This is a genomic window from Shewanella sp. 10B (assembly GCF_023475885.1).
Lineage (GTDB): Bacteria > Pseudomonadota > Gammaproteobacteria > Enterobacterales > Shewanellaceae > Shewanella > Shewanella mangrovisoli.
Window position 1 is genome coordinate 958,993 of record NZ_JAMDJO010000001.1, and the last position, 13,029, is coordinate 972,021.

The following is a 13,029-nucleotide window of genomic DNA, read 5'->3' on the forward strand; positions in this document are numbered from 1 at the left end:
ATAATATTGGTGGCTTTTTTAGGTAACGGCCTTTTGGGGATCCCATTGGGGCTTAGTTATACTTAGCCACCGCAAGTTAGTTCTTAACTTGGGAGTGAGTATATGGAGGTTACTGCGTGAAGTTTCCCAGTTTAGTATCGTTAATGCCCGGTTTGGCGCAGATGCTGCAGTATGAGAAGCAATGGCTCAGGGATGATGTGAGGGCGGGATTATCCGTGGCGGCGGTCGCTTTACCTGTCGCTATCGCTTACGCCCAATTGACCGGGGTCAATGCCGCTGTCGGTTTATACTCCTGTGTGCTGCCCATGTTGGTGTATGCACTGTTTGGCACTTCTAGACAATTAATTGTTGGCCCCGATGCCGCCACCTGCGCTGTGATTGCCGCCGTGGTGACGCCGCTTGCCGCTGGCGACAGCATGAAACACTGGCAACTGGTGATGACCATGACGGCGATGACCGGCTTTTGGTGTTTAATCGCCAGCCGTTTTCGCCTTGGTGTATTAGCGGATTTTCTCTCCAAACCTATTCTGATGGGGCTGCTCAATGGTGTGGCGATCACCATTATTGTCGGTCAATTCTCGAAAATTTTTGGTTTCACCTTCGATGAGCGTTACTTGATTGAACGCTTATCTGGCGCGCCTTCTTATTTAACCAAAACCCACTGGCCCACCTTGCTGATGGGAGTAGTGACCTTAGCGACTTATGCCTTAGTGAAACGTTATCGTCCCCAATGGCCTGCTTCAATGTGTGCGATGGCGATGGCGGCATTTTTAGTCTGGGCCTTTAACTTAACCAGCTTAGATATCAATGTGGTGGGTGAGGTGAGCGCGGGCTTGCCATCATTCCAAGCACCAGCGTTCGATATCGGTATTGCCCGTGAACTGGTGGTGCCCGCACTCAACTTAGCCATGGTGAGCTTTGTGAGCATGATGCTGACGGCGCGCAGTTTTGCGGCGAAAAATGGCTACGATATCGATGCGGATAAAGAGTTTCGCGCCCTAGGGATCGCGAACATCGCTTCTGCGTTATCCCAAGGCTTTGCGGTCAGCGGCGCCGATTCACGCACCGCGGTGAACGATGCAAACGGCGGCAAGAGCCAGTTGGTGTCCATCATCGCGGCGGTTTTGATTGCATTAGTCGCGCTATTTTTTACCGCACCGCTCAAATACATCCCCAGTTCAGCACTCGGCGTGGTATTGGTGATTGCTTCGATTTCATTGATTGATTTAAAGGCGCTGTGGAACCTGCGCGTAAGAGACCGCTCCGCCTTTTTACTCGCCTGTACGACCTTGTTTTCGGTGCTCTTTATTGGGGTTATTCCTGGTATTACTTTGGCGGTATTACTGGGTCTATTCCAGTTTTTAGCGACCGTTATGCGTCCAACCGACCAAGTGCTCGGGCTTGACCAAAAAGGGGTGATCCGCAGTGTGGATGATTCGGGTAAGGCCAAATCTGTGCCCGGCGTGTTTATTTATCGTTTCAACTCGCCGTTAACCTACTTCAACGCCACTTACTTTAAGCGCCGCTTACTGGAGAAGTTTATCCGTGAGCCTGAGCCCGTTGATTGCATCATCATCGATGCTGTCCCGTGTTTTACTCACTTAGATTTGAGTGTGATGGCCATGCTTGCGGATTTACACCAATTATTGAAGAAGCGCGGCATACGGTTAGTGCTAGCAGGGCGTAAGCGGCAGATGCTCGGCTGGTTTGAACAGGCGGGAATGCAGTCTGGCGAGGGTGGCATTTTGATCCGACCCGATTTATATCTGGCGCTAAAAATGAACCAAAGCTACAAACAAGCGTTAGCCGAAGGCCAGGCGCCGGTGATCAAAAAAGCGCCCGAGGATGATGTGTTACTACATAGCCATTTGTAGTGAATCATGTGTAATGGCTGATATTGAACGCTCGGTTATATTCTGAAAATATCGATAACGAAAAAGCGCGGCGTAGTCCGCGCTTTTTTATCTCAACTTAGCGTTGGCACTTCAAAGCTAAGCGTTATAAGGATAATGCTTAGTCTTTTTGCAATTTATCGAGGGGAATAAAACCGTAGTAGGCGTAGTAGCCGACGGGGCCTAACAATAGGCTGAGTAAACACCAGAACCATTTCGCATTGGTGCTTAGCTTGGCTTGACTCTTAAAGACTCTACGCGCAAACAGGCAATGGAGTAGAAACAAGCCTAAGAGCATTGCAATGATGTTAATATCCGTATTTTCCAAGTAGCTGATCCCTGTCATTCATCCTGATGATTTAGCATAAAATGTTAAAAACGATTAAGTTAGTTTACCTAAGCGCTACGTACTTTACGCGAACATTTTACCGATTGCTATTGGGTATATCAAAAATAAACGTTAATTCTTATTTACTTATAGACGTCTCTAACAAGTAAATTGGCGGATTGTCAGCTTTCCAGATCACATATTTTTCCATTGCTTGCAGAAATATTTCACTGCTGGTGAGCGAAGTTAACCAGTTCATCAGGCATGGAAACGCCACACTCAGATCTCGTTTAGCATCCACCGCCGTAAATTGGCGAATAAAAGGCACAATCGCAAAATCTGCAAGGCTTAACGCTGGACCGATAAGATAAGGATGTTGCTCAAGCTGTGCTTCGAGTCGCTCAAGAAAAGTGCAGGCCTTGGCGAAATAATCCGCCTGAGTGAATTCAGGATAACGATCGGCATATTTGTACTTATCCAGCCAAGGTTTAAATTCAACATCATTCTGTGCGATAAGCTCAGCAATCAAGCTTTGCGCTGACGCCGTTTGTCCGAGTAATTGCCGCGCCGCTGGCGAGTCGGTCTTGGTCAATGCCCAGTGCATAATCTCCAAGCTTTCGGCAATCACCTCACCAGTGGGGAGTTGCAATACTGGCACTGTTCCCTTGGGAGATATGGCTAACATCGGTGCAGGTTTGGCTTTAAGGGTGATTTCCCTAACCTCGACCTGGCACTGGCCGAGCAATAGGCCAAGGCGAGCGCGCATGGCATAAGGACAACGGCGAAAACTGTAGAGTATGGGTAAAGGCATCGTCTTGTTCCTTAAAACAATCATAAAAGCGATTTCGCCACAGCATGGGTAAAAGTTGGCAATACTAGTGACTTTAAAACAGAAATACTGCGTTTATTACCGATTTTTCCACCGTTTGCCTTGTAAATAAACAATGACCTTGGTTTTTGTCAGTGTTTATCTGACTGTGACTCAGGTAGAATTTCGGCCGATTTTTGCGACCCAGCCTGGGCTTAGGCTGGTTATTAGTTAATGCACTGGAAATTAAGTTCCAGCCAGCAGTTGAGGGTGTTATGTCTAACGTTGTTGTTTGTGCTTTATATAAGTTTGTTTCATTACCGCATTTTGAGTCGCTGCGTGAGCCACTCCTGTCCATGATGGAACAGGCCGAGATTAAAGGCACATTACTGCTGGCAAATGAAGGGATTAATGGCACTGTGGCCGGCTCTCAAGCCGCTATCGATGCACTGCTGGCTTGGCTGAATAACCAAAATGGCCTTGAAAATATCGTTTACAAGTTATCCTTTGACGATGAAATGCCTTTCTACCGCACTAAAGTTAAGCTGAAAAAAGAAATCGTTACCATGGGCGTTGAAGGTATCGATCCGCTAAAAGTGGTGGGCACCTATGTTAAACCGCAGGACTGGAACGCGCTGATTTCCGATCCAGAAGTCATCTTAGTGGATACTCGTAACGACTACGAAGTGCAAATTGGCACCTTTAAAAATGCCATTAATCCTGTGACCGAAACGTTCAGAGAGTTCCCTGAGTATGTGAAGCAGAATCTCGATCCTGCCAAACATAAGAAAGTCGCGATGTTCTGTACTGGTGGTATCCGCTGCGAAAAATCGACCGCTTATTTAAAAGAGCAGGGCTTTGAAGAAGTCTATCACCTCGAAGGTGGCATCCTTAAGTACCTCGAAGAGGTGAAACAGGAAGAAAGCCTGTGGGAAGGCGAATGTTTCGTCTTCGATAACCGCGTCGCCGTTGACCATGATTTAAAGAAAGGCCAATACGATCAATGTAATGCTTGTCGTATGCCGATCACAGAAGCCGAAAAATTAAGCCTTGCCTATGTGCAAGGCGTTAGCTGCCCACATTGTATCGATAAGATTTCAGACGAGCAGCGTAAGCGCTTTGTTGAACGTGAGCGCCAAGTGAACTTAGCAAAATCACGTAACGAAGCACACATTGGTAGCGATGTGAATCAAGTGATTGAAGCCCGTCGTCAAAAGAAAGAAGCACTGCGCCAGCAATCGGCCGAAAAGAACAAAGCTAAGCAATAAGGCTATGCAATAAAGTTAAGCAATATGGCGTAAGCCGAGCTCTTGAGCGCGAGCGTTCTCGACTATGACCACTATGGCCCGACATGTTCGGGCCATTTTTTTACTAAATGTCTTAGGGCGTGTTGACGTTTCGAGATTAGATTTTGTTCATTCTGGCAAGCAAGTGCTTGCGAAACGAGGAATGAAGTGTAGTTATTCTACTCAAATGACGAGCGGCACTTATGACAGAAAGTAAGAGCAAGGGCTTGCCAGACGAACCCTTCGGGCAGCATTTGGCTGACGTTTCTGCTGCGTTATCGTCCGTTTATGTAGAATAACTACACTGCACGGACGTTGCCTTGCATAAAAGTCAGTCAAATTGCTGCAAAAATAACCCGGAAACGTCAACACGCCCTAGTAACAGTGTTAGCATTTTTAACCCTATGATAAATTTGCCTAAATAAAATCGAGTCTCGGCAAAGTCAGCAGTGCCAGACATCTAGCGGCAGGGACAGGGCATGAGTATTTGGAAAGAGTTATACGACATTTTTGATAAAGAGCGCAGCCGCTGGCAACAATCGACGGCGGGTAAACAGGCCATCAGCTTCGAGTTAAGGGCTAATTTAGGTTTTCTCGCCGATGCCTTGAGCAGTGGTTTGCCGCAACAGGCGATAATTCAAGGGCTTGAGTGCACTCTCTTTGAGGACAAAATCAAAGAAGGTTTAGCACTGACCAGCCTGAATCGCCGTAAAGTGACACTGAAATTTATTGGTGAATTTGCCGAGTTTGCTAAGTATGTGGGCAAAGAGAATGCCGAGCTGGTGGAGAATGCCTACTCAAAAATCAAATCCTTACAGAAGCTCGCATCGGCAAAACCCGAGAACAATTACGATCTTAAAATTAAATCACTGTTTCGGTTTTTGGTGTTTATCGTGGCACATCTTGAGGAGCGTCCGCTCACTCGTCAATCTGCTAAAGGCTAATGCTTTTTACACGGGATTGAGCTTGAGTGTCGGGCACTACAAAGACGATTGTCAATCCAAAGTGCTGCCAGCAGGAGAGTGTTTCAAGGATGAAGATGAATAATACTAAGTGGCGAGAATGTTTGAGTATCTTGGCCGCGCATCGGGTTTATCTGCAACTTCGCCTCGTGGGAGATGCTGATTTTCCGCTGGATTATGAAGCCGCTTATCGAGTGATTAGCCAAATAGAGACTCGAGATTTTGTGTTTGTCCGCAAGACCATCCCCTATAAAGACATTGCAGCGCTGCGGATTTTGAAGCATACATTTCCCGCAGCCGAGACGCATAACTTAAACCAAGCAAGTGCGACGCTTTTTACTGCAGAACTTGCTGAGTTAAGAGGTAAGCTGATGCAACTGGGGCAATTACCGCTGACAGAAGATGACGAGTCTATCCTGATCACGGCTTATTGATGTCGCGAATCGGCGCTGGCTAAAACAGTTGAGCAAACCCTGATGTCAGTGCGTGAGGAGCTGTTCGTGGAGAGCTGTGCGTCATTTGGAAGAGCGACTGGCAGGCAAGGGGCACTGCCAGTGAGCGTACGTAAGCGGGCGGTAAAACGGCTAACAGTTAAAGCTGAACGGTAAAAATCGCGTCTTTACCTGCGGTAACGCTACCTTGGGCCTTATCTAAGTATTTCACATCTTCCATATTGGCCAGCACAACGGGAGTGAGTAGGCTATCTACTTGATCTTTTAGATAATCAATATCGAAAGACAGAATAGGATCGCCCACTTTGACCTCTTGGCCTTCTTCTGCCAAACGGCTAAAACCTCGACCCCTTAGCTCAACGGTACCTACACCAAAGTGCACGAAAAGCTCTAATCCCTGTGGCGACTCAATACTAAAAGCATGATTAGTCTCAAAAATTTTACCTATGGTGCCGTCGATTGGGGCGACAATTGTGTCTCCCTTGGGGGCGATGGCGATACCATCACCGACAATTTTCTCTGCAAATACCACATCGGGGACTTTTTCAATGGCCACAATTTCCCCGTTCACTGGGGCGTAAACCATAATGCCGCCAGCCAGTTGTGGTTGCCCTGATACCAATCGCCTTATTCGGCTTAAAAATCCCATTATCCTGTGCCCCTTCGCTTGTTTTTGTTGTTATCTTTTTAGTCTGTAAAGCAGCATAACCAATAAAATGTATTATTTATAGCTTGTTATACACTGCTGTAGTTCTGAAATTCTATTCTGTTGCATGGCGGTGTGCGCTAACGCAGAAAATTTCGTCAATTGCCCTTGGCAAATGGCGGCTTTCACCTCCAGCAATGCGCTTAAGTTTACGCTGAGTTCATCGAGTCCCATGCCGATAAGGAGCGGGACCATCAGCGGCGAGCTGGCAAGTTCGCCACAGAGTGACACTTTGACTCCAGCAGCTTTGGCTTGCTCGACGGTCATCTTGATAAGCCCTAAAATTGCCGGTGACAGGGAAGGGTAATCCCGTGTCAGTTGCGGATTCGTGCGATCTGCCGCCATGGCATATTGGGTTAAGTCATTGGTGCCTATGCTCACAAAATCTAACCTTGGCAGCATAGAAGCAAGATTCATCACGGCGGCGGGGGTTTCAACCACTATGCCGTAACTGAGTTCGCCGAAGCCCTTTTCTTCCTCTTCGAGGGCATCTTGGCATTCGGCAATGAGGGTAAAAATCTGATCGAGTTCTTCAACCTGATTCACCATGGGAAACATGAGTCGAATGGGGCCATGATTGGCCGCTCGCAAAATCGCCCTGAGTTGGGTCTTAAACAGCTCTGGATGCGCCAAGGTATATCTAACTCCGCGTAGCCCAAGGGCGGGATTGTCCTCGACCTCCTGGCAGAGGCAGGGCAGCTCTTTATCGGCACCAATATCTAAGGTTCTGATCGTAAAGGTCTTACCGCCTAGCGCATGCAAGGCTTCGCAGTACAGATTGTATTGCGCTTTTTCATCCGGCAGTGTACTGGTGTGCATCAACATAAACTCGGTGCGAAACAGACCAATACCATCGGCACCCACATCGCCAACATGGGTGATATCGTTCAAGTTGCCCACGTTGGCCATCAGGCCTACGAGGTGGCCATCTTGGGTCTTGGCGGGCACGTCTCGATACGCTTGCAGGGCGGCACGTCGGGCTTGCTCATGGTGCAATGTGACGGTTAAGCGTGCCTGCTGTTCGGGCGCAGGATTAACAAATAGTTCGCCACTAAGGGCATCGAGCACCAATGGTGTGCCATTGGGAATAAACTCGGCATCGAACTGGCAGCTAAGAATGGCGGGGATCCCCGCCGCGCGGGCTAAAATCGCCGTATGGCTGGTTAAGCCGCCGGTTTTGAGCACTATGCCGCTGATCTGCTCCTTGGGTAATAACGCAAATTCGGCGGGAGTGAGATCTTGCGCCAAGAGGATTGTCGGCTCAGTTAACTGGGCTAAGCCTTGATCTAAGCGTCCGTTGATGGCGGTAACTAATCGTTGGCCTAGGCAACGTACATCTTGGGCACGATTGGCAAGATAGGGATCGTCTAAGGATTCAAGCTCATTCGCCTGATGGGCGAAGATCCGCTCAACCGCCACACTGGCAGATAACTGCAGGGTGCGGATTGCTTCCTTCACTTGGTCGATGAGCTCTTCGTCCTCAAGCAGTAACAAATCGGCTTCAATTAACTGATAGTTCTCACCTTGTGGGTCGAGCTTAGTTTGGCTGTGGCTGAGTTGTTGCTGCAGTGCCTGTAGGGCTTTGACAAATTTACTCTGTTGCTGCGGGATCCGTGATAGGGGAATAGGGCGATAATCGAGGTGGTGTTCGGCCTGGGTAAGGTGGAGCGCCTGTCCGAAGGCAATCCCCGATGACACTATGATCCCCGTAATCGACATATTCGTTCCTATCAAGCTGGCTAAGATGCCGTTTAACTTAAAGTGATGAGCAGTTCCGAGACTTTCTCGACCGCTTCCTGTGCCTGCTCACCTTCGGCAAACACTTTGACGGTGACGCCATGATACAGGCCTAATGTTTGCAATTTAAATAAGCTTTTGGCACTGGCCTGTTTGCCATTGCATTCAACTAGCACATCGCAGTTGAAGGTTTTAGCTTCTTTCACTAACAGGGCGGCTGGGCGGGTATGAATACCATGTTTTGCGGTGATAGTGACAGATTTTTCGTACATAGTGGTTTAACTCTTTAGCAATATTATGGCGCTTCGTTCGACTCAATAATCTTGTAACCCGCCTTTTTTAAGGCGGCAACGGCGCTTTGGAGACAATTTTTCTTGACCAAAATATAGTCGGTATCGAAGGTGGAAAGGGCAAAAATACTGATCTGCACATCGGCTAAGGTGCCGGATATTTTCGATAAAATGCCTGTCATCGAAAATCCCAGCGGGCCTAAGACTTCAAAACAGCACCAATGGGGTTCTTGCTCTAAACTGTCGAGCTCAAGTTCACTCGATACCACGACTGTCAGACCTTCCTCGGTTCGGCCGATAAAGTACACTTCTTCGGCAAAGACTTCGCTAGGTAATTGAGCATTAGGGCTAAAACTGTGGATGGTATACTGCCGCGGGTGAACGGCTAAGGTCATGCGCATGGGCGTTCCTCAATCGGCAATAGGGTAAAGTCATATCCTAGTTTATAGCATGGATACCCGTCTAGATTGCATCCAACCTAGTTGAGTGAAGTATTTTAAACTAAAAGAGGACGTTCTAATACGTCCTCTTTGATGGCGGTTACTCTGATTATCTTATCCAGCGAACTAGATTTTGAATTGGCCTAAGGTATGTGACATATCTTGGCTGATATCCTGCAAGGACTGCGCCGCGCGGCTGTTGCCTTCATTGGCTTTGACCGAGACTTCGGTTAATTCCGAAATATTACAGATATTGCGGTTGATTTCCTCCGTCACCAGCGACTGCTCCTCGGTTGCGCTGGCGAGCTGGGTGTTCATATCGCTGATATGGGCGATAAGCTGCAAAATCGCCGCCATGGCATTACCCGCTTCACGGGCTTTGGCTTGTAATTCATCGGATTGAGTCTGTGTTTGGCTATTACTCTTCATTACAGAGTTCACGCCCATTTGAATATCCGAGATGATTTTTTGGATCTCGTTGGTAGAGTCTTGGGTGCGATTGGCCAGTGCGCGCACTTCATCGGCGACCACGGCAAACCCGCGGCCATGGCTCCCCGCGCGGGCGGCTTCGATGGCTGCATTGAGGGCTAACAGGTTCGTTTGTTCGGCAATAGAGCGAATGACATCGAGGATACTGCCAATTTGCGCCGAGGATTGTCCGAGTTTTTGGGTGATCACTTCTGATGCCCTTAGCTCTTGCACCAGTTTTTCGGTATCACGCACCGTATCATCGATTACCGCTTGGCTTTGCTGCGCCTGATTCTTCACACTGTTGGCTGCATCGGCAGCCTGCTGGGTGTTGCTCGCCATCTCATGGGTGGTTGAAAGCATTTGATTCACGGCGGTGGCTACGCTACCGGTTTCACGGTGGATATGCTCTGCGCTTTGGTTCGACTCTTCAACGGCCAGCATTAACTGCTTGGCATCGTTATCGAGGGACTGGCCCAATGGCTGTAAATGACCCACCATGTCGCCAATTTTCTGGGCAAACAGGTTAAAGGCGTGGGCTAGGTGCGCCACTTCATCCTTGCCTTGGGTGCTTAAACGTTGGCTTAGGTCGCCTTCGCCTTGGGCGATATCCTCAAGCGCATCGATAGCGTCGTTTAACGGTGAGGTAATGGAGTGATTCAGCACCAGGAAAAACGCGAAAATTGGCACAGAAATTAAAAACATGATAATCAGATAATCGATGATCACGGCTTTAAGACTTTGTTTCACGTCGCTTAAGTAGGCACCAGTGATGAGCGTCCAGCCCCATTCGGGATAATAACGGGCTTCGACCAGCTTATCTTCAATGTTCTTCGACACGGGATTTGCAATTGGATATTCGAGCATGGTTTTGCCGTTTTGGCGGGCTAGCGGCAACATAGTGGCAAGGGGATTCGTGCCATTTTGCAGCTTAAAATTGAGCGCCGATGTGCCAATAAGATCGCTGCGTTCGCCATGGGCGAGGATCTGATTATTATCATCGATCACAATAAAGTAGCCGACACCGGCGTAACGGGTTTGGTCAATCAGGTTTGCCGCCGCTTGTTGCGCTTCTGCTTCTGACAGCTTGCCGCTTAGGGCATCTTGGCGATGAATATCGATTACACTGAGGAGGCTGCCGAGCTGGCCATCAATCTGTTGCCACTTTTGCTCAATAAGATTGCTGTATTGCTCTTTAATGGAAAAACTCGCAAAACACACAGTACCTATAGCCGCCATCACTAACATCATCATCAGTCGTTGGAGAATAGTGAATCGGCGCAAGAATGTGATCATGTGGGGTCCTTTAGGCGCAAAAAGAATGGTGTCCAATATACCTTCGAATCGGTATCAAATGAATCAAACTTGAGTTTATTTCGTGTAAAGACGTTAAGAATATTGGGATTCTTTGATCTTAAGCAGAATATTGTTTAGCACTGTGACTGATTGATGCTTTTATCGCTAATCCGTGTATCACCAAGGCGAATAAGACGTTAGACTGAATCGCGTATTTTATGAAATTCAAGTAGTTAGCCTTTAGATATACTTAATATTTCAGAGCCAGACTGCTAATTAATTGTTTTGGTTTTGATTTTTTATGCTTTTACGCGCAAGATTAATCATCGGTTTAGTTTGAGAATGGATTATGACAACAAACACTATTGTGACTTCGGATGATATTTTACTGAAGTTATGCCACTCGGTCGCCCATGTGTTATCGAGCACCAGTGCCAGCCATGTGAGCCACGCGGGCATGGTGCAAAGCATTACTCGCACCCGCTTAAAACCCGACTTAGGCTGTTTTTCGATTTTTGATGGCGGCTTTTCAGGGTTAGTGGTGATCAACTTTTCAGCCCCAGCGGCCATCGAAATCTATCGCCGCTATATGCTCAATATGGGCATGCCAGAGGAAGAGCTCGCCTTTTCCCACACGTCCGATGAAGTGGGGAACGTGATGGGCGAGTTGATGAACCAAATCTTGGGCGACTTTATTAATAAGGTTTCCAAGGAGCTGCAAACCTCCATTAGCCAAAGTCAGCCTAAAATGTTAACCATAAACAAAGAGCTGACGATTTCTATCGATGCAAACTTAGACGATGCTGTCGCCAGACGCGTGTCCTTTAAGACTGAAAATAATCATATTTTCTACCTCGAATTTGCCATGGATAAGACCGAGTTTATAAAACTCGATGAGTTTGAATACGACGAAGAGTTCGACCCTGACAGCTTGCTCGAACAACATGGTCTTGGCGCTAATGCGTCTTCGCACCCAGATACCGCATCACCCTGGAGCCGTATGACGGATAAACCCGCCATCGCCAGTACGAATGCCGATGATTTGCTCGATGAGTTAGGAATTTAACTTTATTTAGCGTTGTAGGGTGTCGGTATAAGCCTTAGTTGTATCGACACATGCTTTGTTAGCATGGGTGAGGGCGTTTGTTGTACAAGCTTTGCAGCCATTTTCATCAAGGTTTTCATCCCTGCTAACTTGTTAGTCAGTTGTAAACCCTTCGGCTATACAAGTCATTCGAACTGTTTTAGTATCGCCTCAAAATAATAATTATGGTGACCTTGCTATGGCATCGAAAGCGACCTCGATTGATATTGCTTATCGTGCTGGTGTATCCCAGTCTACGGTTTCCCGAGCCCTGAGAAATAGTCCGTTAGTCAATTTAGAAACCCGTCAACGGATCCAAGCGATTGCGAAAGAACTCAACTACAAAGTCGATAAAAACGCCAGTAATCTACGCACCCAAAATAGCCACACCTTAGCCCTGTTGTTGTGTGAAGATCCCACCAATGATGATTCACTGATCAACCCCTTTTTTCTGTCGATGTTAGGCTCAATCACGCGGGCAACGGCGCAGCAAGGTTATGATTTACTCGTGTCATTTCAACAGCTTTCCAGTGATTGGCATGCTGACTATGAAGATAGCAATAAAGCCGATGGCATTATCTTGTTGGGGTACGGCGACTACATGGATTACGAGCAAAAGCTCGAAAAGTTGCTGGCACAGAACACCCATTTTGTGATTTGGGGCGCCGAGCATAACAATAAATCCGTGTTATCCATCGGCTGTGATAATCACCAAGGCGGCTTAATTGCCACTGAACATTTAATTTCCCTCGGCCGTAAGGATTTTGCATTTCTGGGCGGGGCATCGAGTCATTGTCCTGAATTTAGGGACAGATATTTAGGCCATGTGAAAGCACTGCAAACTGCCGGGCTGACTGTCGATCCTCGTCGGCAGATTTCGGCTATCAGCACTGAGGGGGCGGGTTACTATGCTACTTTGGAGTTGCTCGATAAAGGATTGAATTTCGACGCGATTTTTGCCGCCAGTGATTTAATCGCTATAGGTGCGATCCGCGCCTTAAAAGAGAAGGGGATCTTAGTGCCAGAGCAAGTCGCAGTCGTCGGGTACGATGATATTCCCGTGGCGAGCTTTGCCAATCCGCCGCTAACCACCATTAAGCAAAATACCCAGTTAGCGGGGGAGATTTTAGTGGAAAGCCTGCTCAAGCTTATTCGCGGTCAAGCGGTGAGTCCGCAGTTGATCCCAACGACATTAGTGGTACGTAGCTCCTGCGGGATTGACTGTACGCTGCTCACTTAAGTCGCATCTAGTTTGATTGAATCATTAAGCCGAGTGTATT

Annotated in this window: 13 protein-coding genes; 6 read left to right on the top strand and 7 right to left on the bottom strand. The window is 47.7% G+C overall.

Translation table 11 applies throughout. The annotated features are described in order from the left end of the window. The first annotated feature begins 116 nt into the window (after positions 1 to 116). Entirely contained in the window at positions 117 to 1,874 is a 1,758-nt protein-coding gene (locus tag M0415_RS04070) for a SulP family inorganic anion transporter (RefSeq protein ID WP_086903276.1), read from the top strand. A gap of 139 nt (positions 1,875 to 2,013) precedes the next feature. Here the strand turns inward: M0415_RS04070 and M0415_RS04075 are convergent, their stop codons facing one another. Then, complete coding sequence (locus M0415_RS04075) at positions 2,014 to 2,238, bottom strand: hypothetical protein (protein WP_109286141.1); 225 nt, start codon at positions 2,236 to 2,238, stop codon at positions 2,014 to 2,016. 121 nt (positions 2,239 to 2,359) lie between these two features. Further along, a complete protein-coding gene (locus M0415_RS04080; RefSeq protein ID WP_249555481.1) occupies positions 2,360 to 3,031 on the bottom strand; it encodes a glutathione S-transferase in 672 nt (223 codons plus the stop codon). A gap of 272 nt (positions 3,032 to 3,303) precedes the next feature. Here M0415_RS04080 and trhO point away from each other — a divergent pair, with 272 nt between their 5' ends. From trhO to M0415_RS04095, 3 genes are all read left to right on the top strand, one after another. Next, a complete protein-coding gene (gene trhO / locus M0415_RS04085; protein WP_249555479.1) occupies positions 3,304 to 4,296 on the top strand; it encodes an oxygen-dependent tRNA uridine(34) hydroxylase TrhO in 993 nt (330 codons plus the stop codon). Between the two features lie 497 nt (positions 4,297 to 4,793). Beyond that, positions 4,794 to 5,258, top strand: coding sequence for a hypothetical protein (locus M0415_RS04090; RefSeq protein WP_249555477.1), 465 nt, complete (start codon positions 4,794 to 4,796; stop codon positions 5,256 to 5,258). Positions 5,259 to 5,353: 95 nt separating this feature from the next. After that, the gene (locus tag M0415_RS04095; RefSeq protein WP_249555475.1) at positions 5,354 to 5,710 is read left to right on the top strand and encodes a hypothetical protein; all 357 of its coding nucleotides are present in this window, start codon (positions 5,354 to 5,356) and stop codon (positions 5,708 to 5,710) included. 157 nt (positions 5,711 to 5,867) lie between these two features. Here the strand turns inward: M0415_RS04095 and crr are convergent, their stop codons facing one another. The 5 genes from crr to M0415_RS04120 all read right to left on the bottom strand — a co-directional run bounded on the left by crr (position 5,868) and on the right by M0415_RS04120 (position 10,665). Further along, positions 5,868 to 6,377, bottom strand: coding sequence for a PTS glucose transporter subunit IIA (crr, locus tag M0415_RS04100; RefSeq protein ID WP_011622534.1), 510 nt, complete (start codon positions 6,375 to 6,377; stop codon positions 5,868 to 5,870). 72 nt (positions 6,378 to 6,449) lie between these two features. Further along, complete coding sequence (gene ptsP, locus M0415_RS04105; RefSeq protein ID WP_249555473.1) at positions 6,450 to 8,153, bottom strand: phosphoenolpyruvate--protein phosphotransferase; 1,704 nt, start codon at positions 8,151 to 8,153, stop codon at positions 6,450 to 6,452. Positions 8,154 to 8,185: 32 nt separating this feature from the next. Then, positions 8,186 to 8,443 carry an HPr family phosphocarrier protein gene (locus M0415_RS04110; protein ID WP_011717205.1) on the bottom strand — a complete coding sequence of 86 codons (258 nt, stop codon included), beginning with the start codon at positions 8,441 to 8,443 and terminating at the stop codon, positions 8,186 to 8,188. A gap of 23 nt (positions 8,444 to 8,466) precedes the next feature. Continuing rightward, positions 8,467 to 8,862, bottom strand: a complete 396-nt coding sequence (locus tag M0415_RS04115) for an ACT domain-containing protein (protein ID WP_220053251.1) — start codon at positions 8,860 to 8,862, stop codon at positions 8,467 to 8,469. A 165-nt stretch (positions 8,863 to 9,027) separates the two neighbouring features. Then, the gene (locus M0415_RS04120; protein WP_011717203.1) at positions 9,028 to 10,665 is read right to left on the bottom strand and encodes a methyl-accepting chemotaxis protein; all 1,638 of its coding nucleotides are present in this window, start codon (positions 10,663 to 10,665) and stop codon (positions 9,028 to 9,030) included. A 349-nt stretch (positions 10,666 to 11,014) separates the two neighbouring features. Between M0415_RS04120 and M0415_RS04125 the strand changes: the two genes are divergently transcribed. Together M0415_RS04125 and M0415_RS04130 are read left to right on the top strand one after the other, a co-directional pair. Next, positions 11,015 to 11,731 carry a DUF3334 family protein gene (locus M0415_RS04125; RefSeq protein ID WP_011717202.1) on the top strand — a complete coding sequence of 239 codons (717 nt, stop codon included), beginning with the start codon at positions 11,015 to 11,017 and terminating at the stop codon, positions 11,729 to 11,731. A gap of 217 nt (positions 11,732 to 11,948) precedes the next feature. Next, positions 11,949 to 12,989 carry a LacI family DNA-binding transcriptional regulator gene (locus M0415_RS04130; RefSeq protein ID WP_249555471.1) on the top strand — a complete coding sequence of 347 codons (1,041 nt, stop codon included), beginning with the start codon at positions 11,949 to 11,951 and terminating at the stop codon, positions 12,987 to 12,989. Positions 12,990 to 13,029 lie beyond the last annotated feature (40 nt).

Excerpts from the sequence above, each read along its gene's own strand:
- M0415_RS04075 (WP_109286141.1), bottom strand. The coding sequence starts at position 2,238 with ATGACAGGGATCAGCTACTTGGAAAATACGGATATTAACATCATTGCA.
- M0415_RS04080 (WP_249555481.1), bottom strand. The coding sequence starts at position 3,031 with ATGCCTTTACCCATACTCTACAGTTTTCGCCGTTGTCCTTATGCCATG.
- trhO (WP_249555479.1), top strand. The coding sequence starts at position 3,304 with ATGTCTAACGTTGTTGTTTGTGCTTTATATAAGTTTGTTTCATTACCG.
- M0415_RS04090 (WP_249555477.1), top strand. The coding sequence starts at position 4,794 with ATGAGTATTTGGAAAGAGTTATACGACATTTTTGATAAAGAGCGCAGC.
- M0415_RS04095 (WP_249555475.1), top strand. The coding sequence starts at position 5,354 with ATGAATAATACTAAGTGGCGAGAATGTTTGAGTATCTTGGCCGCGCAT.
- crr (WP_011622534.1), bottom strand. The coding sequence starts at position 6,377 with ATGGGATTTTTAAGCCGAATAAGGCGATTGGTATCAGGGCAACCACAA.
- ptsP (WP_249555473.1), bottom strand. The coding sequence starts at position 8,153 with ATGTCGATTACGGGGATCATAGTGTCATCGGGGATTGCCTTCGGACAG.
- M0415_RS04110 (WP_011717205.1), bottom strand. The coding sequence starts at position 8,443 with ATGTACGAAAAATCTGTCACTATCACCGCAAAACATGGTATTCATACC.
- M0415_RS04115 (WP_220053251.1), bottom strand. The coding sequence starts at position 8,862 with ATGCGCATGACCTTAGCCGTTCACCCGCGGCAGTATACCATCCACAGT.
- M0415_RS04120 (WP_011717203.1), bottom strand. The coding sequence starts at position 10,665 with ATGATCACATTCTTGCGCCGATTCACTATTCTCCAACGACTGATGATG.
- M0415_RS04125 (WP_011717202.1), top strand. The coding sequence starts at position 11,015 with ATGACAACAAACACTATTGTGACTTCGGATGATATTTTACTGAAGTTA.
- M0415_RS04130 (WP_249555471.1), top strand. The coding sequence starts at position 11,949 with ATGGCATCGAAAGCGACCTCGATTGATATTGCTTATCGTGCTGGTGTA.